The organism is Methanoregula sp., from assembly GCF_028712425.1.
Lineage (GTDB): Archaea > Halobacteriota > Methanomicrobia > Methanomicrobiales > Methanospirillaceae > Methanoregula.
The window spans coordinates 1-22565 of record NZ_JAQTQD010000022.1 but is presented as its reverse complement, the minus strand read 5'-3'; the positions used below and the strand labels follow the sequence as shown (position 1 = coordinate 22565).

The following is a 22565-nucleotide window of genomic DNA, read 5'->3' as shown; positions in this document are numbered from 1 at the left end:
TCACCCGCTCCCGGGATCTGGTGATTCCCGGGGGATGGAAAACCGCTCCAGGTAACATTCTCCCGACGAAAGGGTTGCACCGGGGGCAAGTTCAAGAAGAAGGGATGAAGCATGGTCACCGCAGACATAGGCAGTGCAGCACCCAAAGGACTCAACACCAATCGCGTCCTTCCCGCAGCGGTCGCACCTGTGATCTCCGGTCATGGTTATTCTCCTGTTTGTGCGTTTGATAGATGAGTCTTTTTGGTCTTTTGGAACCCGCGACACATCTCCCTGCAGGGGAACGGGAATACTGCGAAAATTACTGCAGTTATCGCCATGTATATTTCCCTGACAGATAAAACAGGTGATATGGAAAAAGAATTCATCTCCACAGGGGCGCTCGTGTCCCTCATCATCACTGCCCTCGTAGTGGCAGGCTGTACCGGCCCGGCACAACAGGCCGGCCCAGGCGTTGTTATCACACCTTCGCCATCACCAGCCGCAACCGGGACTTCCGGGGATGTCGGATCGGTTGCCGAAGCAAACAACCGGTTTGCCTTTGACCTGTACCCGGCCCTTGCAGGTTTACCGGATAATGCCAGTAAGAACATCTTCTGTTCCCCGTTCTCGATTTCAACCGCACTGGCAATAACCGGTGAAGGAGCAAACGGGAAGACCGTTGACGAGATCTTTTCAGTTCTCCACCTCCCAAAGGACTCTGCCACCCGCCGAACCGGGTTTGCCGGGCTGAACGCCGCGATCAACAATGCCAGTGCTGACTACACGCTCCGTACCGCGAATGCGCTCTGGGCAGAGAAGACCTATGCGTTCCTCCCATCATATACCGGGACTGCCCGCCAGTACTATTCAGCAGAGGCCACGAATCTTGACTTTATCAGGGCACCGGAAGAATCCCGGTCAACCATCAACCGGTGGGTAGAGGAGAAGACCGAAGAGAAGATCCGTGACCTCCTGCCGCAGGGCAGCATCACTCCCCTGACCCGCCTCGTCATCACCAACGCCATCTACTTCAAAGGCACGTGGGCCCGGCAGTTCGATGTGAATCTCACCCGGGATGCGGATTTCACCACATCGTCCGGACATGTCGTAAAGGCGAGGATGATGCAGGATACCGGGGATGACACGTATTACTGGTATGCGGAGACCGGGGACCTCCAGTATATCGAACTCCCGTATCTCCGGGATACGGGAAAGTCACTGTCCATGGTTGTCCTGCTGCCAAGAGGAAACGACCTCCGCCCGGCAGAAGCCACCCTTTCCGAAAGCAATCTCTCCGCAATCAAAGGGAGTGCACGCTACCGACAGGTAGAATTATACTTCCCGAAGTTCCGGGTGGAGTCTGAATACCTGCTTTCGCAGACACTTTCCGCCATGGGGATGCCCACGGCGTTCATTCCCGGATCTGCTGATCTCTCCGGTATGGACGGGACCCGGGACCTTTACATCAGCAATGTCTTCCACAAGGCGTTCATTGACGTGAACGAGGAAGGCACCGAAGCTGCAGCGGCAACTGCTGTTGTCGTGAAACTCCAGATGGCGCCGGTCGGCGACAATCCGCCGGTCTTCCGCGCCGACCACCCGTTCATCTTCCTGATCCGGGACAACGAGAGCGGGGCAATCCTCTTCCTGGGGCGGGTGTCGGACCCGGCTGCCGGATAATCACCTTTTTTCGCAGGATTGCGGGATGGGGAAAACCGGCATCCGTTACAGGACGCGGGGGTTTTATGATCCCATTCCACATTTTCCAAAACATAGATCAACACTCTTAATACAAGCCAAAAAGACTGTTGAACCAGCACACATAAGCGGAGAATATACCATGAGTTTGTGTACAATGCGGGAACAGGGCAGAACACTCATCGTCTCCCTTCCCGAATCCGTGGATCATGTCGCGGCCATCCGCCTTGAAAAAGAGTTCCGGGAATTTGTGGCACGCCAGCCGGATGCCCTTCTCTGTGACCTGTCCGCTACAAAGTACATCTCCAGTTCCGCGCTGCGGATCTTTCTTGAGACAGCAAAGGCGGCAAAACGCGCCGGGATCCCGTTTGGCCTGTTCTCACCCACTACGTTTGTCAGCCACATCATCGACGTCTCCGGGTTCGCATCCATCTTTGGCATGTACGATACAGAAGAAGCAGCGCTCCGTGCGGTAACCCGCAGGTAAGTCACCGCATCCCATTCTGTACGGGGAGACCATTGCCCCGTGCAGGGCCGGACCCGGGCATGCTCCAATAAGACATAAATAGCACCATTCTCTACTACTGCCCATGCGGGAAGAGAAGAGCAGAATCCGGCAAATCCTGCGGGAACGCAAGAGTGCCATGACCCCGGAGGAACGGCTGACCAAAAGCAGGGCCATCTGCGGGCACCTGATGCCTCATATCCAGGACACCGAGACCGTGATGGCCTACACGTCAAAGGAGATGGAGGTCAATACCGTCCCCATCATCCAGGGCCTCCTCGACCGGAACGTCCCGGTCATTGTCCCCATCATCGTAAAGGAGGACATCAGCCTCCGCCTCTCCTACCTGCGGGACTTTGCTGCGCTCGTGCCAAGCACGTTCGGCGTCCCGGAACCTATCGGAAGCGAGATCCCTGCGAGAGGCGAGGACGTGGACACGATCCTCCTTCCCATGCTCGGGTTCGACCGCACGGGGGCACGCATCGGGTACGGTGCCGGCTATTACGACCGGTTCCTTGAGAAGTTCCCTTCCCTGAAAAAGATCGGCATTGCCTTCGCGTGCCAGGAGATGGAACGGCTCCCGCTGGATCCCACCGATGTCCGCATGGATCACATTATCACCGAGGAAGGCATCGTATATCCGTAAGGGGTGACGACCGATGAAGATCCATGGAACGAAGATCCTTGACACGTTTGCCGAAGCGTTCCCCACCTGGGTATCGCGGATCATCATCACGGCAGACACAAAAGAATGGGCATATACTACCGCCTCCGTTGCAACCGGTTTTGCAACCTCGAAAATCTTCTGCCCCTGCGAGGCAGGGATCGAATGCGAGGTCCCTGCTGCGGAAACACCGGACGGCAGGCCGGGGGTCTCGGTCCTGATCTGTGCCGAGAAGAAGAACATGAAAGCCAATGTGGCTGCCCGGATCTCGCAGTGCGTGCTGCCGGCCCCGACTGCCCGTGCCTTCGACGGCCTGCCGGATGCACCGTCACGGTTTGCCATCCGTATGCATTATTTCGGCGACAGGTACGAAGAACGGTGTACTGTTGGCGGGAGAAGCTGCTGGAAGATCCCGGTGATGGAAGGGGATTATATCGGCGAGGAACGGTACGGCACCGTAAAGGGCATTGCCGGCGGGAATTTCCTCGTGATGGGAAAAGACCAGCCCTCTGCCCTTGCCGCGGCAACCGCTGCCGCCGCGTCCATCCGGGGGATGCCCGGGATCATTATAAGTTTTGCCGGGGGGATTGTCAGGAGCGGGTCAAAAGTGGCAAGCAAAAACTACCGGTTCCCGATGCCGGCCAGCACCAACCACCAGTTCTGCCCGTCTCTTAAGGGAAGAATTTCCGACTCCCTTGTCCCGGACGGTGTCGGCTCGATCTACGAGATCGTGATGAACGGCACCGACGAGGCTGCAATCAAAGAGGCTATGCGAAAAGGGATCACCGCCGCTGCGGAGACCGGGAAAGCAAGCCATATCGGGGCATCGAACTTCGATGGAAAACTCGGCCAGCACCGATTCTTCCTCCGCCCCCTATTTTCCTGAGAGAGACACGACACCCCCGAGGAACGGGGCGTCGTTATGTTCTATAAACACTATGCCTTCCGGGTGATAGGGGCTGACCTGCCCCAACCGGTATCCCTCCATGGTAAGCCGTGGCGATACAGCACACGGGATCACTGGAGCCAGCGGCCCTTCCCGCCACTGCGCCGGAGCGAGGGGCAGCGGTTGAAGAAGGTCTCTCCCCAGACCCATGGCTGGTAGTTCCAGCACATCTCGGGTTTTACGGTGTGGATCCCGCAGAGGTACCGCGTCTTTGCCACCCGGCGCAGGAACGGACAGACTGACGGGTATTCCCCGGTCTCCGTGTTGCGCATCTCGAATGAGACAACATTTCCCAGATCTTCTTTTTTCAGGAGGGGACAGGGAACAGGATCCCCCGCTTCCATGAATGCAACGAACCATGTCAGGATATCGGTCCTTTCCTGCTCGATCCAGACATAGACATTGGGAATCGTGGGGGTGATGCCGGGCCCGAAGATCCGGCAGCAGAGGCCGCACTGCTCGCACGGTTCATCGTCAGAAGGAGAGCATTCTGCCGGGGGTTCATTCATGGTTCTCAGGACTACTATTCAGCCGGATGCGCGATAAGTATTGTTGGTGCGATGCTATCCATTGTTGTCCTCACGGCCTGTTTCTTCCTTCGGGCAGCACTCTCCTTACCGCCAAACGACGGTCAGGGGACAAGGCTTGAATGGCTTACCGCAGTTCCGTACCCACTTACTCCAATCGTCGGAAAGCGAACGTTTTTTGTGTTTTAAGCACTGAGTGCATACAATGGCTGGAAGCGGTAAGGCTGCCAACGGTTTTCATTTCTCCGTCAGGACAAAGATCCTTCTCGCTTTTCTTGCCCTCTCTCTTGGCGCCCTCCTTGTCACGGCATTCATCGCGTTCGTGCAGATGGAAGATACCGGGCAGTACGCCGTGAACAGCAGCATCAGTCTCGGCAATCGTGCCAGTGCGGACAGCACGGCAGCACTGGAACGGGATGCACAGGCATCGCTCCTCAGGCTTGCAAAAGACCAGGCATATATCAGCAATATCATCATCGAACAGGTTGGTGACGACCTGAACATCATGGCGTATTACGCTGGTGAGATCCATAAAAATCCCGGAATGGTCAGGGACCTTCATCTCCCCACGCAGGATGAGCGGCCGGAAGATCCGCTCTCAACATCCGTGGTGTTTTATTCGCCCGGTGCCGAAAAGACCATCTCAATAGAAGAAGTCCAGGCAGCCGGCATGATGAACCAGATCTTCATACCGGTCTATGCAACCGATCCCCAGACCTCCGCGGTCTTTGTCGGAACCGAGAGCGGGGTTGCGGTCATCTACCCGTGGACTACCGGCCTGAACGCATCGTTCGACCCGCGCCAGCGGAGCTGGTTTACCGAGGCAAAGAAGAACGGGGGCATCACCTGGTCCGATCCCTATGTCGACCTGCTTGGGCATGGGCTCATGATCACCTGCTCCCGGCCGGTCTATGACAACAGCACCGGCCGGCTCTGGGTTGTCGGCGCCGATGTCACCATCGAGACAATCAACCAGAAGATCATCGGCACTCAGGTCGGTGACCGCGGGTATGCCATGCTGATCGACGAGAACGGGAACATCATTACCCGCCCGGGCTTGACCTCCGGTGACCAGCGGTGGGACGCCTCCTTCATTACAGAGAACCTGCTCCAGAGCACCAACCCGCAACTTGTCGGAGTTGCCCGCGACATGGTGGCAGGAAAGACTGGCATTGCCCGGGTCAGTTACGAGGACGGCGACCGGTTTATCGCCTATGCTCCGGTGACCAGTGTAAACTGGAGCGTGGGAGTTGTCATGCCCGTTGACGAGGTCACCGCCCCCGCCCGCCTGACGAGCACGCGGATCGAGACGGACACGGCAACGGTTGCTGCGCATATTGACCGCCAGCAGGACATGGTGCAGGCTCTCTTTGTCGCCCTCTCCATCATCCTCATTATCATCGTGTGTATCCTTGCGTATTTCTTTGCACGGTACCTGACACGGCCGCTGGCAGCACTCGGGAAAGGTGCCGAGGCGATCGGAAAAGGAGACCTTGACTACCGGGTGCAGGTCGATACACGGGATGAATTCGGGACGCTGGCCGATACCTTCAATAAGATGGCATCTGACCTCCGGGAGTATATCAGCACCCTGAAACGGACCACGGCCGAGAAGGAGCGGATGCTAAAAGAGCTGGAGATTGCAAAAGGGATCCAGCAGAGTTTCCTGCCTGAGTCTGCCCCCACACTCCCGGGATTCGACCTGGCAGGATACAACCTCCCGGCCCTCGAAGTGGGGGGAGACTTCTATGACTTCATCCCGCTTGATGCCGATCACTATGGCCTCGTGATCGCGGATGTATCAGGGAAGGGCGTCCCGGCAGCGTTGTTCATGGCCCTCTCCCGCACATTGATCCGGGCGAGCGCAACCTCGGTTGACGATCCGGTACGGTCCATCCGTGAGGCAAACCGGCATATCTTCGCGGACTCTAAAACGAGCATGTTTGTCACGCTCTTCTATGCCGTACTCGACTGCAAAGAGAAGTCGCTGATGTTTGTCAACGCCGGGCACAACCCACCCCTGTACCTTGGTGCCGGCACAAGCAATGTCCGGCTCCTGAATGCCGACGGCATTGCCCTGGGTGTGCTGGACGAGATCGAACTCAAAGCAGTCAGTATCCCACTCCATTCCGGGGACGTTGTCGTCCTGTATACTGATGGGGTGACCGAGGCGACAAACGAGAAGGACGAAGAATACGGCATCGAGCGGCTGATGCAGTGTGTCGAAGATGCAAAATCCCACTCCTCCCAGGCAATCATCGATGCCATCGTGCATGAGGTGGTGGCCTTTGCGGGCACTCACCCCCAACACGATGATATCACGGTCATGGTGCTGAAGGTGCTCTGACCTGCATGGTTATGCCCGTGGTTTCCTGCAGGAGTCTCTGGCAGGAACCGGGCGTCCTCTTCTCATGCCCGTTTTAATAATTGTGGCGCAGATGCCACCGGAAGGTAAAAAAGCGGAGTGTCTTTTGCCATTCCATTCTCCGTGCGGGAGATCTCCAGCTCATCTTCCGTGTTTTTTAGAGATCCGAGGAGCAAAAAGAGATTTCCCCCGCACTGAATCGCGAGGTAGCAATCTCACATTTCCCTTATTCAAGGAACGTCCCCAGGATCGCCCGCCCCTGGTCGATGACTTCAGAGGTATTGACGGAGATCCCGGCAACGGAGATCTCCGGGACAAGGTTCGTGAACTCCTCCAGATAGAACACCCGCTGCTGCGCAAACGGCAGTTCATAGGACATCACCTTCAGGTCGATTGCCGCCGTCCCGTTCACCTTCACGGTGAGCGATCCGTCCTTCACGAGTGTCCCGACCGCTTGTGCTGCCTGCACAGTTCCGATCTTCACCGGGATGGTAACGGAGGTGTTGCCGCTCTCCCTCACGCTGATATGCGCGAGCCCGCCATGGCCAAGATACTGGTCGGATCCACCGGTCACGTAATACAGGTCAAAGGCGGTCCTGCTGAGATCCGCCCCGACGGGATTGGGATTGAAGATATTCACGGTTGTGTTGATTGTCAGGGTCCGGAGCGAAACGTCAGACAACGTGACATCGGTCACGGTTACCACGGGAGGTTTTACAGGAGGCTCCGTGCTGCACCCGGCAAAGAGGATGCAGAGGAAAAAGAGCAGGAAGATACCGGAAAGGAGGTAGGTGCGCATAGAAAGAATTCAACCGGGAATGATAAAAGATTGTGATCGAATAATCCAAATTATTGCATTTTATCCAACGCAGGGGCCGGAAACGAAACGGTTAATGCACTCCCGGGTGAACACCGGTTATGCCGGATTCTCCCGAACCATCGGGCGACAGCAGGGAAACGACATCGCCTGCCGACACGCCTAAAGGATACATGATCTCCCTTGCCGTGGTGCTCATGGGCATCCTCATCGTCATGGTATTTTTCATGAACCTCTCCGGACAGGAAGCAACAGCCTCAACCGCCATCACCCAGCAACGGTGGTCGCTCCAGTCATATGCCGGCCCCGATGGCACCACCGTGCCGGTCCAGGATGGCACAACCGTCACTGCATTATTCACGACTGAGGGAAAAGTCTCCGGGTCCGGGGGCTGCAACCAGTATTCTGCCCGCTACCTTGTGAGGGAGACCACGATGATCGTGTCGGGGATCACCACCACCAAGATGAACTGTCCCGGAGGTGGCGTGATGATCCAGGAGTCCCGGTATTACTCGCTCCTCGAACAGGCCGCTTCACCCCGGGTGCATAACCGGGTCCTGACCCTGTACAGCACGGAAGGAAAACCCCTGCTCGTATTTGTTTCCGCGTAAGGGAAGGACCGGGGCGAACGTTTAATAATCTTTTTTTTAAAGGAACGCCTATCTATCGACGTATGTCACATGAACGCCTCCACATAACGATAATCGTCCTGTTCATGCTGGCCCTTTCTGCCGGCTGTACCCAGCAGGCAACGGTACCCGCGGATACGGGTACTGCCCCGGCAGAAACGGCCACCGGCTCGACAAAAGAGCAGATGGTCGCTTTCGTGAAAGAGGCTGTTGCCTATGCCCACTCCCATGACAAGGAGACCGCCCTTATCGAGTTCTCCAATAAGAGCGGATCATTCGTACGCGGCGACCTCTACCTCTATGCGTATGATTTCAACGGCACCACCATCGCCCACCCGGTCAACCCCGAGAAGATCGGTGTCAACCGCTTGTACGAGACGGATGCGCTCGGTAATTTCTTCATCTACGACCTCCGCGCCGCGGCGATCAACGGGTCCGGGTTCGTGGAGTACGCGTATATCAATCCCGTGCACAACAACGCGGCTGAGAAGAAACTCGGTTATGTCGAGAAGGTAGACGACACCTGGTGGCTGGGATCCGGCATCTACTATGGGCCTGCGGCACCACAGGAAACAACCGCACCAGCCACCGGCCCGGTAACCTCACGGGCCCTCAAAGAGTACGTGGACAATGCAGCCGCGTATGCAACAGCTAATGGTAAGAACGCTGCCATCGCCGCGTTCAATAACCGGTCCGGCCCGTTCGTGCAGGGCGACACGTACGTGTACGCCCTTGATTATGCGGGAACTGCGCTCGCCCTGCCCTTCCAGCCGGAGAAAGTTGGTACGAGCTTTTTGCCTGTCAAAGATGCTGCAGGGAAGCCCTACACCGCAATCGAGATCCAGCTTGCGCAGTCCGGCGGAGGTTATCTCCTGTACCAGTACCCGGACCCGGCCGCAGACCTGACTCCCGCCCTCAAGATCAGTTACGTCCGCCCGGTTGACGATACCTACTGGATCGGCGCGGGCATCTACTCAAGCGAAGACCGCCTTGTCGATACGCAGCTGAAGCAGTTCGTTTCCGGCGCAAAGGACTTTGTGCAGAGGTACGGGAAGGAGACGGCCCTTGCCGAGTTCAATAACCCAAATGGCATGTTCAGGAGCGGCGAACTCTACATCTTCGCCAATGACTACGATGGCACTGTGCTCGCATGGCCCAACCGCCCCGACATGATCGGGAAGAACCACCGGGATGCAACCGACGCCGTGGGCGAGCACCATGTTGCCGAACTTCTCGACAAGGCAAAAAGCGGCGGCGGCATGACCGCATATTACACGGAAGATCCCCTGACGAACATCACTGCGCTCAAGATTAGTTACGTTACGGATGTCGACGGGACATGGATGCTCGGCGCCGGGCGGCATATCAGGCCGGACTCCCGGGTCCTGCTGCCCTGATCCTCATCCATTTTTTATTTAACATTTTCCCTTGGCTTAACGATCACGCGCTGCGTGCAGGGACATCGCGGTTTCCTTTCAGGGTCTGGATCACGGGCAGTACAAAGAGACTTGTGTCCACGACGAAATACCCGGCTCAGCCAGGCTCACTGCAAGCCAGCCATGATTGATCACCCGGGCATAACAACCCCGGCCATCCATACGGATTAGATGCCCTGAAGAACCGGCCCACGGAATTACCGTGAGAGAAAAAGGAATTAAGAGAAGATTGAGAAGTCGTTCTTGATCGCAATCGCCTCGATGATAGGCTTGAGAGCAGCCTCGGAAACGCCGAACTTTTCCATGTACATCTGGAGGATAGCCTTCTCTTCGCCGGCAAGGACACCGTCAGCCATCGCAAGGTCGCAGAGGATGGCAAGCGCTGCAAGCTTCTGCTTCTCGTCGAGGGTTGCGGCAACCATGTCGATGACGCCGGGGAACTTGTTGGCCTTTAAGACATCCATCGCGGTCTGGATGGACTTTTTGTCGCCGCGGACGATCTTGGCAAGGTCGTTGATCTCTGCCTCATCGATGACGCCGTCTGCGGCAATCACGGTGATTGCCGAGAGGACGAGTGCTGACCTGGGCGTGAGCGTTGCTGGTTTTCCGGTTAACTTGTCAAAAATTCCCATGTTTACACCATTCCAATGGATTGCTCCAGTACTTGCCCGGCCGATCTATTGACCGTTTCGGTGCCCGCAACCGGGCCGTCAGGGAATGCTCAGGGGCCATAATCAGCTGGGGGGAGGACATGCGCTCCTGACAATAACCATTACAGGAGAACTGGAGATAAACGCTGGAAAAGAATAGAAAGAAAAAAATTTAGAACCGGGGTTTCCGGTGCTTGGGGAGGCAGTCGCGGCAGTAAACCGGCCTGCCCTCGGTCGGCTTGAACGGAACTTCACATTCCTTTCCACAGTCCGAACAGGTTGTCTTTGTCATTTCGCGGGGACCGAAGTCTCTGGGGCCCCTGTTTCCACCAAAATTATTTGATCCGTACATAATTCTTTCTCTAACAGTCTTGTGAAAACTGCTGCACAGTATTGGCATTCAGAGTATAATAAATGCAGGTATCCAACAGAAAAAAATATCCGACAGGATAAATAGGTCAGGAGAGGTAGTTGTTCTTACGCAGCCAGTCTGCCTGTGGCGGGAGGTAGCGGTATAAGATATCGCATTTCTCGTCCTGGAAACTCCACGGGGCGATGATCAGGATATCGCCTTCGCGGATCCATGCCCGCTTCTTGATCTTGCCCTTGATCCTGCCCATCCGCTCAACGCCATCCTGGCACCGGACGCGGATGTGGTTTGCCCCCATCATCAGTTCCGCTTGGGCAAACTGTTCGTTTAAGCGCTTTTTTGGCAGTCGCACGCGCACAACAGGCGTTCCGTCAGGATTGAATTCTCCCGTTCCGGCCGCACCATTAGGTTTTTTTACGTGATTATTAATCTGAACAACTCCGGTGTTATAAAATAAGGGCGTAAAGCATGATGAAGGTATGGATACCGGGTTCACTCCATGCGATCCGCCATCTCATCTTCGAGACGGCCCAGAAACTGCGAGAGGAACGCATGCCGCTCCAATGCAATCTGCCGGGCGGCCTTCGTGTACATCCGGTCCGGGAGCTTCAGCAGTTTCTCGTAGAAATGATCGATCCCGTCCTGCATCGATGTTCCATGCTCCCCCGCACGCATGAATGTCCGGGCAATCCCCACTGCACCCAGCGCATCCAGCTTGTCGGCATCGGACAGGACCTGTGCTTCGAGACTTTTGGGCTCTTCCGCTGTGGTGAAACGGTGGGATCGGATCGCTGCAGCAATGGCGTTCACCGCGCCCGTATCGTACCCGATGGTGATGAGGAATTCCGTTGCCATCCTTGCTCCCTCCTTTTCGTGGGGGATGCCCTGCTCCTTCTCCAAAGGCCGAGCAATATCATGCAGCAGGGCCGCCGGAATTACGATTGCCATGTCCGCGCCCTCCGCATTGCCGATCCGTTCGCAGAGGGCAGTCACGCGCTCGACATGGTCGAAGCCGTGAGACCCCCCGGTGCTCATGACCGTGCGGGCATGGTCCCGTATTGTTTCCACCACCGGATCCATGATTCCCCGCCCTAGCCCGTGGCAATCAGCCGTTGGATATAGTACCGGGCCCACAGGAACGCAACCGTCCCGCCGATAATGTCCCCTGCAACGATCCCCCACCAGACCCCGTGTTCCCCGAATCCAAGCACAATCCCGAAGAGGTACGCGAAAACCGCGATGAAGGCAAGGTTCCGGAGCATCGTTATCATGAGCGAGGTGAGTCCCTTGCCGGTTGCCTGGAAGATGGACCCCGACATGACGCCGGGAGGCACGAACGGGTAGAAGAAGCACATGGTGGCAAGGAACAGCGCGATCTCCGGCGCAAGGTGGGCGCTGTCGGCCGAGTACGAGAAGATGAGGGCGATCTGCGATGCGAAGACGAAGGTTATGGCGCTCGTAACAAGGGCGATTGCTATCCCTAAGAGGGTCGAGAACCGGTGGGCAACCCGGATCTTCTCGAACATCCGGGCGCCGTACGCGGCCCCGGCAACCGAGACTAACGACGTGCTGATCCCGACCAGCGGGATGATGGCAAAGAAGACCACCCGCCACCCCGCGGTATAGACCGCGACTGCATCCGTTCCGGCCGTGATGACAAGGAGCCCGTTGATGAAGATCGCGATGACCGACATTAAGAAGAACTCGACACTTGCCGGCAGGCCTACGCCAAGGATGTCCCGCACGGTCCTGCCATGCCAGGCAAATGACCGGAACGAGAGCGTGACATACGTGTCCTTCCGAAGGACCAGCCAGTAGAACATCACGCACGAGACCATGGCAAGCGAGAGGACCATCCCCCACGCGGCACCGGAGATCCCCATGCCCGCGGTGTAGATGAGCAGGGGGTCAAGCACTATGTTCAGGACCGAGGACGCGACCATGGCGTACATCGCCCGCTTCGTATCTCCCTCAGCCCGCAGGATCGCGTACCCGATGTTTGTGAAGAAGATTAAGAACATGCCCAGGAAGACGACATGCCCGTACTCGGTTGCAAGGGCCGAGGTCTCACCGGCACCAAAGAGGATGACGATCGGTTCGGTGAGGAGGATGAGCGGGACGGTCAGGACCGCCGAGAGGAGGAGGGTCATGACAATGGCGTGGGATGCAGCGCTGTCGGCACCGGGTTTGTCCTTTGCCCCGATCCTCCGGGAGATGACCGATGCCACACCGGCCCCAAGGCCATTTGCCGCTCCCATCAGGATCATGAAGAGCGGGGTCACGAATCCGACCGCCGCAAGGGCATCGGAGCCAAGGCCTGCTACCCAGATGGCGTTGACGATATTGTACGTGGACATCAGGAGCATTGCCACGATCATCGGGCCGGAGAGTTTGATGATCGCCTTCTTCGGGTCGCCCATGAGGAGCGCGACGCCTTCCTTCATCATCCCATCTCCCGGAACATCCGGGGACCGGATGGAATCACTCTCCTGCACCGGTATCTCCTCCTGTGGTATCCATGTACGAGAAAACATTCAGGGCCACGGTCTGCATCAGGGAGCGGCAGGTCTTTTTGTCCTGCGCTGCCAGACCACAAAAGGCAAGGGACTCCCATGCACGGTTGATCGCGTGGAGCGCCGGAAGCGCCTGTTCTCCTTTTTCCGTAAGAAAGAGCCGGACTGCCCGCCGGTTACCGGGGTCGGTGATGCGCCGGATATATCCTGCGGTTTCGAGTTTTTTTACGGCACGGGCTATCGTTCCCTTGTCGAGTTGATAGTGCCGGACAAGGGTCTCCTGCGTGATGTTCTGTTCCTTTGCCAGGAGCATGAGGACGGGGAACTGGCCGGCCGAGAGGCCCAGCGGCCTGAGCCGGTCATTCAGGAACATGGTTCTCCCGCGGTTGGTGATCGAGACGATGGCACCAAACGGGATCTCCGTGGAATGACACGATGGTGAATGCACTCATAACCATGGACGGGAACGCGAATAAATGTTGTCGATGCAACAATTAAAAATCCCGGGATTTCCGTGCCGGTTTTGCCGGGCAGCGGTACCTTTGAGAGATACGACTGCCCCGCACCGGATGCCGGAAAAACACGACCTGCAATGTGCCGGGCTCTCTAAAAGAGGCAACAATTAGATATCCGCAAACGTCGAACTGATCCCTGAAATCCGGGCAGGGGGGTCCGGGTCCACACACCTCTTGCGGGACCCTGTGGGCAGCAGTAGATCGCGAATGACGCTTTATTCGGTTCTTGCATGGTTCTGTTTCCTGTCCGCATTCATCACGTGCGCACTGGGCTTTTTTGTGTACTCAAAGGACACGCGGTCGCGGATCAACCAGCTCTTCCTGGTCTGTATGCTGGGGGCAACGTACTGGGCAACGGGGGAGTTCTTCTTCTGGCATTCCATGACCTATGACGAGGCTCTCTTCTGGCTGAGAGCAAGCGCCCTATGGCCGCTCGCCATCGCTGCGACAACGCATTTTATCCTCGAATTCACGGAATACCCGTTTGCCAGAAATACCAAGAGCGCTCTCCTCCTCATCTGCCTCTACCTGCCGGCTGCCGCCATCACGGTACTGGGTATCTTTACCGGTGCCTTGTATTCCGTGGTCTACCAGGAAGGGATCGGCTTTGTCTACCATGCCGAGGTGACAAGCCCGATCTACCCCCTTGTTGCGATCTTTTCCGTCATTATCGTGATCTGGGCCGTACTCGCCTGCTCGGCCGCATGGAACCGTGCAGAAAGCGAGAAGAGAAGACACCATGTCCACCTTGTCTCCGGTGCGATCCTGTTCCCGATCGGCTTTGGAGCAGTCTCAGGCATCATCTTCCCGGCGCTCGGAATTCCCCTCCCCAACCTGGTCTTCATCGGGATAGCCCTGTATGCCGCCACCATCGCGTATGCCATCAGCCATGTTGGACTCTTCCAGCTCAACACCGAGACTGCCCTCCCCTACATCCTCAGGACCATGCCCGATGGCGTGATCATCACCGGGATGGACGGCCGCATCATCTCCGCAAACGCATCGGCAGCCCGGATATTCCGGGCGGAAGAAAACTCGCTTGCCGGGAAAAATGCATCCGCGATCATCCCGGAACCGGCGTACGGTACGTTCATGAGGGCAATCCAGGAAAACGGATGGTTTGCCGATCATGAAGCCGTACTGAGCCCGGAGGTCCAGCGGCCAGATGACAGGTTTTTTGTCAGCATCGCCGGATCGCTCGTGCAGGAACCCGGGGAACCGCCTGCCGGCGTTGTCCTCATTGTCCGGGATATCAGCAGCCGGAAACGGCAGCAGCACGCGCTCCAGATGGCAGGCGAAAAGATCTCGCTTATTGCCCGGCTGACCAGCCACGACATCAACAACCTGGTGACCGGCCTGTCCGGGTACCTGCTCCTGCTCGAGGACGCGGTGAAAAATCCCCCTGAAGATGGATATCTCCGGACCGCAACAGAACTTTCTGATAGGATCAGCCAGAACCTCCGGTTCTCCAGCGATTTTCTGCACCTGGGGACCTATGAACCGGGCTGGCAGTCCCTGGTGGGCCTGGTTGCGGAAGCCGAGAACAGCATTTCGCACAAGAGCATATCGGTCACTGTAAAGGTCCCCCCGGTGGAAATCTATACCGATCCCCTCTCTGTCAAGGCGTTTTACAATATCCTCGAGAACGCACTCCATCACGGTGAGAATATCTCAACTATCAGCATCTTCGCGCAGGAAGACAGCAACCATGAACTCGTTGTTGTTATCGGGGATGATGGCAAGGGTGTCCCGGACGCGGACAAGGAACGGATCTTCCAGTACGGTGTCGGGAAGCACACGGGCCTTGGTCTCTCCTTCGCCCGCACGATCCTCGAAGTGACCGGGATCACGATCATCGAGAACGGGACATTCGGCAAAGGGGCACGGTTCGAGATCCGGGTCCCGGCCGGGGCATGGAGACCCGCACAACAACCGGTATGGGGCCTGCCGGAAGAACCCGACCAGGCAGGCGCCGGAAAAGAGAGGGAAGATCCATCCCTATAACCGGAACTCCGGCCCGGAATCGAAAAGCTTCTGGTACAGCGAGCTGAAGAGGGCAACGTACTCCGCCGCACGCGGCGTTGACTGGTAGGTAGCCCGGTCACCGGACTCGGCAGCGGTAAGATACCCGCGTGAAACGAGGAACCGGAGGTACTCCTGCCCGGTCTTCGAGTTGAGGTCGCAGCGGTTGATGATGGCCGTGAAGGAACGTGGTGTCCTGCAGAAGACAAGGATCTCCCAGTAAATCTCGTAGACCGTCCTTCGTCCGCTCATGCTCAATCCAGCCCCAGGGTTTTTTTCAGGGTACATTCTGACTCATCAATTTCCCTGAGACGCTGGTCCCAGATGTGTGCAAATTTCGAAAAATAAAAAGATGAGACAAGGCTGGTCAAGGCAATTCCGAGTGTGAGCAACATCGCCGGTATGACCATGAGATTATTAAAGGAAAAGGTGATACTTCCCAGCGACAGGGACAAGACCTGGAGACTGGCTGCGATCCCAAGGATACAGAAGAAGCAACCCACAATCTTCGAGACGAAGATCATGGTGCCGATGGTTTTCCGGTTAATCCGGTAATGGGCAAGCATCCGCACGATCAGGCACATGATTCTATCTTCCGTCATGGTTTCCTCGGACGCGCAAAGGTTCTCTCTGATTGTCCGGATGCCTTCAAAGATCCGGCGGGTTGTCAGGAACCAGCTGAGCCCGAGCCCGAAGCAGACCATGGCAACTGTATAGGTGAGCATTCGGAGTACGGGTATTTCCGGAACCAGTGGCAATCCGAGCACTATGGTAATCATGTAGCATATGCCAAACGCCATCACGAGAGCAGCAAAGACGATATTGATGACCAAGACGAGATAATAACTATTGATCTCTTTTTTGAACTGGTTAAGTGAGGGATTCATCATTCACCGGCTTATCTGTATTTCGGCCTTTTGCAAATAAAGAACATGAAACTTAGATATGTATCTTTTCCCGGAACCGGTTGACAGCCCCTTTTCGTACAGCATTATGTCACAGCGCGGGATCAAAAAATACCGGGTGGTAAAACCATAGCTGCTTAATTTCCCGGACGTCTATACAATAATCAGGTGAATCCATGTCAAAACGGGCAGTCGACATGACCTTCCAGGCAATCTACACGCTCACGGACCTCCGCGTCCTCCTCCGCGAGACCGCGCCATTGCACGAGTTCGATACAAAACAGAAGGAGCAGGCAGTACGCCTGCTTGAAAACCTTGAGCGGCAGGTCGGCTCGCTGAAGCAGGAGATGCTCAAATGAGGTGCGGGCAGGGCATCGAGGCCCGGCAGGTGGACGAGCTCTTCATCAACATCGACCCGATCCAGGCCGGCGGCCGGCTCACGGCCGATGCCATGAAAGCCGTTGTCGCGTATGGCGACGGGTACTCGGTCTGCGACAACTGCCGGAAGCCCAACCGGCTGGACTATATCGCAAAGCCCCCCATCGCGGAGTTCCACAAGGACGTTGCAAAGTGGCTGAACATGGACGCGGTCCGCACCGTGCCCGGTGCCCGGCGGGGGTTCCAGGCCGTTGCCCATACGTACGTGAACAAGGGCGACCCGGTGCTCCTGACCTCGCTCTCGCACTACACGGAGTTCCTCGCGGTCGAAGAGTCGGGAGGCATTGCCCGGGAAATTCCGGCAAACGACCAGAAACTCGTCACGCCCGATGCAGCCGCGGAGAAGATCGAGGCCGTCAAAAAAGAGTTCGGCAGGGCGCCCGTCCTTGCCTTCATCGATCATGTCGATTACCAGTACGGCAACATGCACGATGTTGCCGGCATCGCGAAGGTCTGCCACCAGTACGATGTCCCGGTTCTGTACAACGGCGCGTACACGGTCGGCATCCTGCCGGTAGACGGGAAGGCGATGGGCGTTGATTTCGTTGTCGGATCGGGTCACAAGAGCATGGCCGCACCGGCACCGTCCGGTGTCCTTGCAGCAACAGCCGAACGCGAGAAGGAGGTCTTCCGCACGACCGCCATCATTGGCGATGTCACGAACCGGAAGTTCGGGATCAAGGAGCCGGAGATGATGGGCTGCACGCTGATGGGTGTGACGCTTGTCGGCATGATGGCCTCGTTCCCGCACGTGAAGGAACGGACAAAACATTTCGACAAGGAGCTTGCGAACCACCAGATCGTGATGGATGCTCTCCTCTCGATCGATGGGACGAAGTGTCTCTCGGAATACCCACGCAAGCACACGATGACCCGGATCAATACGATCGCGTCGTTCGACAAAGTCGCAGAGTCGCACAAGAAACGCGGGTACTATCTCCAGAGTGCGCTGGAAGAGAAAGGGATCACGGGCGTTATTCCCGGCGCAACGAAAGTCTGGAAGTTCAACACGTACGGGACGACACGGAAGCAGGCTGAGTACCTGGGCCGGGCGTTCGTGGAGATTGCAAAAGAGAACGGGCTCGCTGTGAAGGGATAATTTTTTTTTTTTTTGATTTTTTTCTTTTCCCGCCCCGTCCCGGATCTCGTTCCCGGTTACCTTGTCATGGAACAGCCGGCCCCCTTCGGAGCATGATGAAATAATTGGCATTGGTGTCCCGGCCATTCACCCGGTACTGCTGGAATGAGGGATCCAGGCGGCAGGCGGTCTCAAAACAGGCGTCGGCCTCGTCATATTGTCTCATGTTCCGGAGGGTGATACTTTTCCCGAGCCAGCAGATCGCGTTGTCCGGCTCCAGGGCAAGACCCCGGTTGTAACTCTCGATCGCAACATCGTACTGGCCGAGAACACTGTTGTAGGACATTCCCCGGATGCACCAGGCCGTTGCGTTCTGCGGGTGTTCATCCACCATCCGGTCCGCGTCCTTCAGGCTGGCGACGGCTTTTTCCGCAAAAACCCGGGCCTGACCGGATGGATCCTCCCCGGGAAAACTGCATCCGCACGCGATCAGGAAAATTCCCAGGATGAGCAGGATGGGAACGATTTTCATTGCTGTTCCGTTGGTTTTATAAAAATAAAATTTTTGTTAGAAAGTGTGGCGTGGTGCTCAGCCTCGCGACCACCATACTATTCTCATCATAAAGCCGGATAAAGTATACCTGAGCATGAAGACTCTTATCGAAGTCCATCAGAAAGGAAAATATTTCGTAGCTGTTGATCTTCTCACGAATGTTGCCGACCAGGGATTATCTGAAAATGATGCGATACGGAACCTCAGGAAAGGCCTTGAGGAACATTACGTCCTGAAAAATTTTTTTGACAACCGGCACAAGAGAGACACAAATCCTTCCGGGCATTAACAAAGGATTTAGGAATGGAAAACCAAACCTGATTCCGGAGTATTCCATGTCAACATTTACCGCTGTGCTTCACAAGGAGGATGACACCTATGTGGCCGAATGCCCGGAAGTAGGGACGGTCAGCCAGGGAAAAACCATAGAAGAAGCGGTCAGCAACCTGAAAGAAGCAACCGAGTTATACCTTGAGGAATTTCCCCTGACAAAAAAGAAACGGGCAATTCTTACAACCTTTGAAGTGTCATCGGTTGCCACATCATAGACCGGTAGCCGGCCAAGAAACCATAAGAATCCTCTGCAATCATTTTGACTTTTCTGTATCCGGCCAATCCGGCAGCCATGTGCGACTTTCTAAAATGACCAATGAGCGAAAGATCGGGACCGTTGTCCCCCTGCATGAAGAATTAAAGCCGGGGACATTGCGGGGAGTGCTCAGGTTGGCCAGGGTAGGAGTCGAAGATTTTTACCAATACGTCTGAGGGAATATGTCCCTGCATAAGTTTGTCATTGTTATTGAAAAAACAGGAAAACTGGTTTAAATAATTTTTACGCATCCCTCACTTTTCAAGAAGGGCCTTCACTTCGCGAGTGAGCTGGGGAAGATTTGTTTCAACAACACCCCATACGACATTATCAGAAATTGTCGAGTACCCGTGAATCAGCCGGTTGCGAAAAGAGATGATCCGCGAGGAATTGCTGATCAGTTCGGCCACGTTTGCGTCACGCCGAATTGCCTGGCATAGTGCTTCACCGGCAATTTCAAACTGGCGCTCGACTGCGGAGCGAGGTAAGGGATCATTCTGGTAATCGGCGAACGTTTTTCCGGCAGTAAACTGTGCAATCAGATCGCAGGCTTCTGCGATATCAAAAAAATATTTTTTCGTCTCATGCGGCAGCATAGATCTCGACCTGCGTATCTTCGAGAGATTTGCGGAAATACGGGTTATGGATCGGACCTGGCTCCACGAGATCAACCGGGCGGTTGAGCAGGTGTTCGAGATCCTCTGCCAAGCCAAAATATTGTTCCGCATGATCCCCGGGCTGCATCTTCTCGAATTCAACGAGCAGATCGAGATCGCTCCTTTCGGGATCGAACCGGTCATCTGTCGCGGAACCAAAAAGCGCCAAGCGCCGGACTCTGCGATGCGAGCAAATCCGGATAATTTCGTCAAGGTTCTGCTCGATAATGCGGTGCATGAAGACTCTCCCGGTTTTTCCAATGGTTCTTAGTAATGTGGTGATCGTACTCCCTGATATCGCTTGTGATGATCCGAGCGGTACGCCGGTCATGAGATCCTTTGAAATATTTTTATCTGAGATACAATCCATTCGACCATCGTTCACACCGTGAGAGAAATAATTAATGGCTGGTTCATCAGACAGGAAGATGAGAGTCTTATGACAAGCCGTGACGAAATTCTTGATCTACTCACGTCAATAAAGAGCGATCTTACCTCACGGTATAAAGTCCGCAGCATTGGCCTTTTTGGTTCATTTGCCCGTATGGAGGGACGGACAGACAGCGACGTAGATCTCCTTGTCGATTTTTGTGAAGGCGCAGATCTTTTTGATCTTGTCGAACTGTCGGAATATCTTGAAGAAAAGATCGGAAGGCATGTGGATCTTGCTACCCCGCGGGCACTCCGGCCGGAGTTACGTGACGGTATTTACCGGGATGTTGTGTACGCATGAGGGAATACCGGATCTTCTTTCCCGACCCGGGCTTCTGCATATCTCATGCGTTGCCTGGGGGATGCCCCCCACCGTCGTAACACCCCTTTATCCGGACACTGTATCCCACTTCCCCTAATCCGGCCCCGTACAGGGCTCGGATTCCCCCCTTTTCCGGATCCAGAGGGAATAATTCGAAGACTTCGTCTTCTCGTGTCTCATGCTTTCAGCATTCGACATTTCTGAAAATGAGGGAATAATTCACGTTCCGGTAACCATTTTCACGTCTGAAAACCAGAGGTAAATTTTAGCCACATTCTTTTGGCCGATCTCTGTCCGGATCGGACTATGAGTGCGGAAACGCGGGGAAACCCCGTTTTTGGGAAGGGGGTTTTTCAGGATGTGGGAGGTATGGCAAAACACATGTCAGGTCAAACAGCTTTGTAAGATCATTGAGGAACATTCTCTTCCGGAGGAGGAGCCCGGTGCATAAATACGCCATAGAGATCTTCTACAGCGATGATGATAATGGGTATATCGCGGTAGTGCCTGAACTGGCTGGCTGCCCGGCATTTGGGGAGAGCGAAGAGCAGGCCCTGCAGGAGATCAAGACTGCAATCGAGCTCTGGCTTTCAACCGCCCGCAAGCTGGGTCGGGAGATCCCCACCCCCCGTGGCCGGGGCGTGTTGCGCGATCTGCTGGACGAACGTCTTCGCCCGGATGCAACATCCTGTGAGTGAGGGCGGATCAAACCCCCCTCCCGGTTCATTACGTGTGCTCATGTCCCGAAATACCAGGGATCGTCCAACCAAAAGGCACCAATTAAGCTGTTTTTCAGGGTAATTTCACCCCCCGGATCCAAAAAATACCTGCACAATGGGCGTATTTTCAAAAAGATGTGCTGTAATTCGCGAAAAAATGCGACTTCCGGAAAAACCGTTTTTCAAAATGGGCTCCGATCCGAAAAAGAAGCGATTTGAGGGGAGATATTTTTCATGGGGGGTTACTCTCGTCAAGAGTGGCCAGGTGAACAAGGGCATGCCACTTCTCCGACGAGAGATATTCCTAAAGTTCAGGGCTCCCTCATACGGGTCAACTGACCTCGAAGAACCCTGCGGATTATTCGAAGTTCGGCATTCAGCCTCACTTCTCGCCGTGGAGATTCTGCTGAATCTCCCCGCTTCTCATCCACCAGGTCTGAAAACCTGTCGGATGTGACAGATTTTTTGAAGAGGAGGAATTTGCACTATTAATATAGGGCAAATTCCGAGTCGAGAAGGACAACGGAAGTCGTTCTTCGAAGAGGCTGGATCTGCACTATCTTAGTAGGGACTTTTAGGCCCATTTCCGTCGGGCACCGTCGGAGAGTGAGAGGGGGAGGGGTGATGTCTTCATATATCAGGCTGGCGAATCTGCCGGAATTTTTTTGCGTTGGCCAAGACTGCATGAAAAATATTTGTAGCGAATTTTTTGCAGCGGATGTGTGAAAAAATTTTACGTGTTACATGATTGCAGAAATTTTTTCAAAAGCGCAAAAGAAAAAATCTGCAAAGGCCCGGCAATTTTTTGTAAAAGATTTTGAAAATTTGTTGCGGGCGCTGAGGGGCTGATGAAAATTTTTCAGGCCCCAGTGATGACAGGTAATTGAGTCCGCCGCGGGGCGCCCTTCGGGGAGGTAATCGTCGTATCAGCGAGGATTACCTGGAGAAGGCATCAGCCTTCGACTTTGGCGGCGGCAAGCATCCCTCAGGGGTATCGGGGCATCAGCCCCCATCTTTGAGAAATAAGATTTTTACTGAACAGAAATTTTCTTGCAAGGTCCGGTTGATCAGCTCGCGGACATTGGGCAGGGGCTGAGGAGTTGCTTGAAAAATTTTGCTCTGTAGAAATGCTTTGAACGAGAGAAAAGAGAACGGCGAATGACCAAAAGATCTAAGGTACATTGTCTCCATACCAAGATGTGTGCTCAACTAGTAAGGAGACAAATAAAAGATC

The 22565-nt window shown here is 55.4% G+C and carries 29 protein-coding genes; 15 read left to right on the top strand and 14 right to left on the bottom strand.

Annotated elements, in window-relative coordinates; translation table 11 throughout:
- The gene (locus tag PHF39_RS11280; RefSeq protein WP_300224069.1) at positions 1–204 is read right to left on the bottom strand and encodes a hypothetical protein; all 204 of its coding nucleotides are present in this window, start codon (positions 202–204) and stop codon (positions 1–3) included.
- Between the two features lie 147 nt (positions 205–351).
- Between PHF39_RS11280 and PHF39_RS11275 the strand changes: the two genes are divergently transcribed.
- From PHF39_RS11275 to fhcD, 4 genes are all read left to right on the top strand, one after another.
- The gene (locus tag PHF39_RS11275) at positions 352–1662 is read left to right on the top strand and encodes a serpin family protein (RefSeq protein WP_300224066.1); all 1311 of its coding nucleotides are present in this window, start codon (positions 352–354) and stop codon (positions 1660–1662) included.
- Between the two features lie 160 nt (positions 1663–1822).
- Positions 1823–2167: an STAS domain-containing protein gene (locus PHF39_RS11270; RefSeq protein ID WP_300224063.1), complete on the top strand. Its 345-nt coding sequence runs from the start codon at positions 1823–1825 to the stop codon at positions 2165–2167.
- 103 nt (positions 2168–2270) lie between these two features.
- Positions 2271–2831 carry a 5-formyltetrahydrofolate cyclo-ligase gene (locus tag PHF39_RS11265; RefSeq protein WP_300224060.1) on the top strand — a complete coding sequence of 187 codons (561 nt, stop codon included), beginning with the start codon at positions 2271–2273 and terminating at the stop codon, positions 2829–2831.
- Positions 2832–2844: 13 nt separating this feature from the next.
- Complete coding sequence (fhcD, locus tag PHF39_RS11260; protein ID WP_300224055.1) at positions 2845–3735, top strand: formylmethanofuran--tetrahydromethanopterin N-formyltransferase; 891 nt, start codon at positions 2845–2847, stop codon at positions 3733–3735.
- A 131-nt stretch (positions 3736–3866) separates the two neighbouring features.
- Here fhcD and PHF39_RS11255 read toward each other — a convergent pair whose 3' ends face one another.
- Entirely contained in the window at positions 3867–4304 is a 438-nt protein-coding gene (locus PHF39_RS11255; RefSeq protein ID WP_300224052.1) for a YkgJ family cysteine cluster protein, read from the bottom strand.
- A 223-nt stretch (positions 4305–4527) separates the two neighbouring features.
- On the opposite strand from PHF39_RS11255, the gene PHF39_RS11250 reads away from it, so the two are divergent.
- Positions 4528–6669: a SpoIIE family protein phosphatase gene (locus PHF39_RS11250; protein WP_300224049.1), complete on the top strand. Its 2142-nt coding sequence runs from the start codon at positions 4528–4530 to the stop codon at positions 6667–6669.
- 244 nt (positions 6670–6913) lie between these two features.
- On the opposite strand, the gene PHF39_RS11245 is transcribed toward PHF39_RS11250, so the two are convergent.
- Entirely contained in the window at positions 6914–7486 is a 573-nt protein-coding gene (locus tag PHF39_RS11245; protein WP_300224047.1) for an LEA type 2 family protein, read from the bottom strand.
- 119 nt (positions 7487–7605) lie between these two features.
- On the opposite strand from PHF39_RS11245, the gene PHF39_RS11240 reads away from it, so the two are divergent.
- Together PHF39_RS11240 and PHF39_RS11235 are read left to right on the top strand one after the other, a co-directional pair.
- The gene (locus PHF39_RS11240) at positions 7606–8115 is read left to right on the top strand and encodes an META domain-containing protein (protein ID WP_300224045.1); all 510 of its coding nucleotides are present in this window, start codon (positions 7606–7608) and stop codon (positions 8113–8115) included.
- Between the two features lie 62 nt (positions 8116–8177).
- On the top strand, positions 8178–9530 hold the full coding sequence (locus PHF39_RS11235; RefSeq protein WP_300224042.1) for a cache domain-containing protein: 1353 nt from the start codon (positions 8178–8180) through the stop codon (positions 9528–9530).
- A gap of 257 nt (positions 9531–9787) precedes the next feature.
- Here the strand turns inward: PHF39_RS11235 and PHF39_RS11230 are convergent, their stop codons facing one another.
- The 6 genes from PHF39_RS11230 to PHF39_RS11205 all read right to left on the bottom strand — a co-directional run bounded on the left by PHF39_RS11230 (position 9788) and on the right by PHF39_RS11205 (position 13550).
- Positions 9788–10201: a tellurite resistance TerB family protein gene (locus PHF39_RS11230; RefSeq protein ID WP_300224039.1), complete on the bottom strand. Its 414-nt coding sequence runs from the start codon at positions 10199–10201 to the stop codon at positions 9788–9790.
- Positions 10202–10391: 190 nt separating this feature from the next.
- The gene (locus PHF39_RS11225) at positions 10392–10571 is read right to left on the bottom strand and encodes a CxxC-x17-CxxC domain-containing protein (protein ID WP_015285958.1); all 180 of its coding nucleotides are present in this window, start codon (positions 10569–10571) and stop codon (positions 10392–10394) included.
- 106 nt (positions 10572–10677) lie between these two features.
- Positions 10678–11019 (bottom strand): translation initiation factor eIF-1A, encoded by a 342-nt coding sequence (eif1A, locus tag PHF39_RS11220; RefSeq protein ID WP_300224107.1) that lies wholly within the window; start codon positions 11017–11019, stop codon positions 10678–10680.
- 62 nt (positions 11020–11081) lie between these two features.
- Positions 11082–11669 carry an HD domain-containing protein gene (locus tag PHF39_RS11215; protein ID WP_300224036.1) on the bottom strand — a complete coding sequence of 196 codons (588 nt, stop codon included), beginning with the start codon at positions 11667–11669 and terminating at the stop codon, positions 11082–11084.
- Between the two features lie 11 nt (positions 11670–11680).
- Complete coding sequence (locus tag PHF39_RS11210; RefSeq protein ID WP_300224033.1) at positions 11681–13036, bottom strand: MATE family efflux transporter; 1356 nt, start codon at positions 13034–13036, stop codon at positions 11681–11683.
- A gap of 34 nt (positions 13037–13070) precedes the next feature.
- Positions 13071–13550, bottom strand: a complete 480-nt coding sequence (locus PHF39_RS11205) for a MarR family transcriptional regulator (protein WP_300224030.1) — start codon at positions 13548–13550, stop codon at positions 13071–13073.
- A gap of 274 nt (positions 13551–13824) precedes the next feature.
- Here PHF39_RS11205 and PHF39_RS11200 point away from each other — a divergent pair, with 274 nt between their 5' ends.
- The gene (locus PHF39_RS11200) at positions 13825–15621 is read left to right on the top strand and encodes an ATP-binding protein (protein ID WP_300224027.1); all 1797 of its coding nucleotides are present in this window, start codon (positions 13825–13827) and stop codon (positions 15619–15621) included.
- Here PHF39_RS11200 and PHF39_RS11195 read toward each other — a convergent pair.
- Positions 15616–15891, bottom strand: coding sequence for a winged helix-turn-helix domain-containing protein (locus tag PHF39_RS11195; protein WP_300224024.1), 276 nt, complete (start codon positions 15889–15891; stop codon positions 15616–15618). The genes PHF39_RS11200 and PHF39_RS11195 overlap by 6 nt on opposite strands.
- A gap of 2 nt (positions 15892–15893) precedes the next feature.
- The gene (locus PHF39_RS11190; RefSeq protein ID WP_300224021.1) at positions 15894–16529 is read right to left on the bottom strand and encodes a hypothetical protein; all 636 of its coding nucleotides are present in this window, start codon (positions 16527–16529) and stop codon (positions 15894–15896) included.
- A gap of 191 nt (positions 16530–16720) precedes the next feature.
- On the opposite strand from PHF39_RS11190, the gene PHF39_RS11185 reads away from it, so the two are divergent.
- Both PHF39_RS11185 and pscS read left to right on the top strand, forming a co-directional pair.
- Complete coding sequence (locus PHF39_RS11185) at positions 16721–16903, top strand: hypothetical protein (protein ID WP_300224018.1); 183 nt, start codon at positions 16721–16723, stop codon at positions 16901–16903.
- Entirely contained in the window at positions 16900–18081 is a 1182-nt protein-coding gene (gene pscS / locus PHF39_RS11180; protein WP_300224015.1) for an O-phospho-L-seryl-tRNA:Cys-tRNA synthase, read from the top strand. Before PHF39_RS11185 ends, pscS begins: the two co-directional genes overlap by 4 nt.
- A gap of 64 nt (positions 18082–18145) precedes the next feature.
- Here the strand turns inward: pscS and PHF39_RS11175 are convergent, their stop codons facing one another.
- Positions 18146–18592: a tetratricopeptide repeat protein gene (locus tag PHF39_RS11175; RefSeq protein WP_015285965.1), complete on the bottom strand. Its 447-nt coding sequence runs from the start codon at positions 18590–18592 to the stop codon at positions 18146–18148.
- 115 nt (positions 18593–18707) lie between these two features.
- Here PHF39_RS11175 and PHF39_RS11170 point away from each other — a divergent pair, with 115 nt between their 5' ends.
- From PHF39_RS11170 to PHF39_RS11160, 3 genes are read left to right on the top strand one after another with little or no spacing between them, the layout of a single operon-like run.
- Positions 18708–18902 (top strand): hypothetical protein, encoded by a 195-nt coding sequence (locus PHF39_RS11170; protein ID WP_300224010.1) that lies wholly within the window; start codon positions 18708–18710, stop codon positions 18900–18902.
- Between the two features lie 46 nt (positions 18903–18948).
- Positions 18949–19161 (top strand): type II toxin-antitoxin system HicB family antitoxin, encoded by a 213-nt coding sequence (locus PHF39_RS11165; protein WP_015285967.1) that lies wholly within the window; start codon positions 18949–18951, stop codon positions 19159–19161.
- A complete protein-coding gene (locus PHF39_RS11160; RefSeq protein ID WP_366144237.1) occupies positions 19133–19378 on the top strand; it encodes a type II toxin-antitoxin system HicA family toxin in 246 nt (81 codons plus the stop codon). The genes PHF39_RS11165 and PHF39_RS11160 overlap by 29 nt, the downstream gene beginning before the upstream one ends.
- A 78-nt stretch (positions 19379–19456) precedes the next feature.
- On the opposite strand, the gene PHF39_RS11155 is transcribed toward PHF39_RS11160, so the two are convergent.
- Both PHF39_RS11155 and PHF39_RS11150 read right to left on the bottom strand, forming a co-directional pair.
- The gene (locus PHF39_RS11155) at positions 19457–19798 is read right to left on the bottom strand and encodes a DUF86 domain-containing protein (RefSeq protein WP_300224004.1); all 342 of its coding nucleotides are present in this window, start codon (positions 19796–19798) and stop codon (positions 19457–19459) included.
- Complete coding sequence (locus PHF39_RS11150) at positions 19785–20228, bottom strand: nucleotidyltransferase domain-containing protein (protein ID WP_300224001.1); 444 nt, start codon at positions 20226–20228, stop codon at positions 19785–19787. The genes PHF39_RS11155 and PHF39_RS11150 overlap by 14 nt, the downstream gene beginning before the upstream one ends.
- 69 nt (positions 20229–20297) lie before the next feature.
- Here PHF39_RS11150 and PHF39_RS11145 point away from each other — a divergent pair, with 69 nt between their 5' ends.
- Complete coding sequence (locus tag PHF39_RS11145) at positions 20298–20591, top strand: nucleotidyltransferase family protein (RefSeq protein ID WP_300223998.1); 294 nt, start codon at positions 20298–20300, stop codon at positions 20589–20591.
- Positions 20592–21055: 464 nt separating this feature from the next.
- Complete coding sequence (locus PHF39_RS11140; protein ID WP_300223995.1) at positions 21056–21310, top strand: type II toxin-antitoxin system HicB family antitoxin; 255 nt, start codon at positions 21056–21058, stop codon at positions 21308–21310.
- The last annotated feature ends 1255 nt before the right edge of the window (positions 21311–22565 follow it).

Coding starts and splice junctions, on each gene's coding strand:
- PHF39_RS11185 (WP_300224018.1), top strand. CDS start 16,721: ATGTCAAAACGGGCAGTCGACATGACCTTCCAGGCAATCTACACGCTC.
- PHF39_RS11235 (WP_300224042.1), top strand. CDS start 8,178: ATGTCACATGAACGCCTCCACATAACGATAATCGTCCTGTTCATGCTG.
- PHF39_RS11270 (WP_300224063.1), top strand. CDS start 1,823: ATGAGTTTGTGTACAATGCGGGAACAGGGCAGAACACTCATCGTCTCC.
- PHF39_RS11245 (WP_300224047.1), bottom strand. CDS start 7,486: ATGCGCACCTACCTCCTTTCCGGTATCTTCCTGCTCTTTTTCCTCTGC.
- PHF39_RS11255 (WP_300224052.1), bottom strand. CDS start 4,304: ATGAATGAACCCCCGGCAGAATGCTCTCCTTCTGACGATGAACCGTGC.
- PHF39_RS11190 (WP_300224021.1), bottom strand. CDS start 16,529: ATGATGAATCCCTCACTTAACCAGTTCAAAAAAGAGATCAATAGTTAT.
- PHF39_RS11165 (WP_015285967.1), top strand. CDS start 18,949: ATGTCAACATTTACCGCTGTGCTTCACAAGGAGGATGACACCTATGTG.
- PHF39_RS11250 (WP_300224049.1), top strand. CDS start 4,528: ATGGCTGGAAGCGGTAAGGCTGCCAACGGTTTTCATTTCTCCGTCAGG.
- PHF39_RS11210 (WP_300224033.1), bottom strand. CDS start 13,036: ATGATGAAGGAAGGCGTCGCGCTCCTCATGGGCGACCCGAAGAAGGCG.
- PHF39_RS11215 (WP_300224036.1), bottom strand. CDS start 11,669: ATGGATCCGGTGGTGGAAACAATACGGGACCATGCCCGCACGGTCATG.
- PHF39_RS11265 (WP_300224060.1), top strand. CDS start 2,271: ATGCGGGAAGAGAAGAGCAGAATCCGGCAAATCCTGCGGGAACGCAAG.
- PHF39_RS11195 (WP_300224024.1), bottom strand. CDS start 15,891: ATGAGCGGACGAAGGACGGTCTACGAGATTTACTGGGAGATCCTTGTC.
- fhcD (WP_300224055.1), top strand. CDS start 2,845: ATGAAGATCCATGGAACGAAGATCCTTGACACGTTTGCCGAAGCGTTC.
- PHF39_RS11155 (WP_300224004.1), bottom strand. CDS start 19,798: ATGCTGCCGCATGAGACGAAAAAATATTTTTTTGATATCGCAGAAGCC.
- PHF39_RS11240 (WP_300224045.1), top strand. CDS start 7,606: ATGCCGGATTCTCCCGAACCATCGGGCGACAGCAGGGAAACGACATCG.
- PHF39_RS11225 (WP_015285958.1), bottom strand. CDS start 10,571: ATGTACGGATCAAATAATTTTGGTGGAAACAGGGGCCCCAGAGACTTC.
- PHF39_RS11275 (WP_300224066.1), top strand. CDS start 352: ATGGAAAAAGAATTCATCTCCACAGGGGCGCTCGTGTCCCTCATCATC.
- pscS (WP_300224015.1), top strand. CDS start 16,900: ATGAGGTGCGGGCAGGGCATCGAGGCCCGGCAGGTGGACGAGCTCTTC.
- PHF39_RS11230 (WP_300224039.1), bottom strand. CDS start 10,201: ATGGGAATTTTTGACAAGTTAACCGGAAAACCAGCAACGCTCACGCCC.
- PHF39_RS11145 (WP_300223998.1), top strand. CDS start 20,298: ATGACAAGCCGTGACGAAATTCTTGATCTACTCACGTCAATAAAGAGC.
- PHF39_RS11280 (WP_300224069.1), bottom strand. CDS start 204: ATGACCGGAGATCACAGGTGCGACCGCTGCGGGAAGGACGCGATTGGT.
- PHF39_RS11200 (WP_300224027.1), top strand. CDS start 13,825: ATGACGCTTTATTCGGTTCTTGCATGGTTCTGTTTCCTGTCCGCATTC.
- PHF39_RS11150 (WP_300224001.1), bottom strand. CDS start 20,228: ATGGATTGTATCTCAGATAAAAATATTTCAAAGGATCTCATGACCGGC.
- PHF39_RS11170 (WP_300224010.1), top strand. CDS start 18,708: ATGAAGACTCTTATCGAAGTCCATCAGAAAGGAAAATATTTCGTAGCT.
- PHF39_RS11175 (WP_015285965.1), bottom strand. CDS start 18,592: ATGAAAATCGTTCCCATCCTGCTCATCCTGGGAATTTTCCTGATCGCG.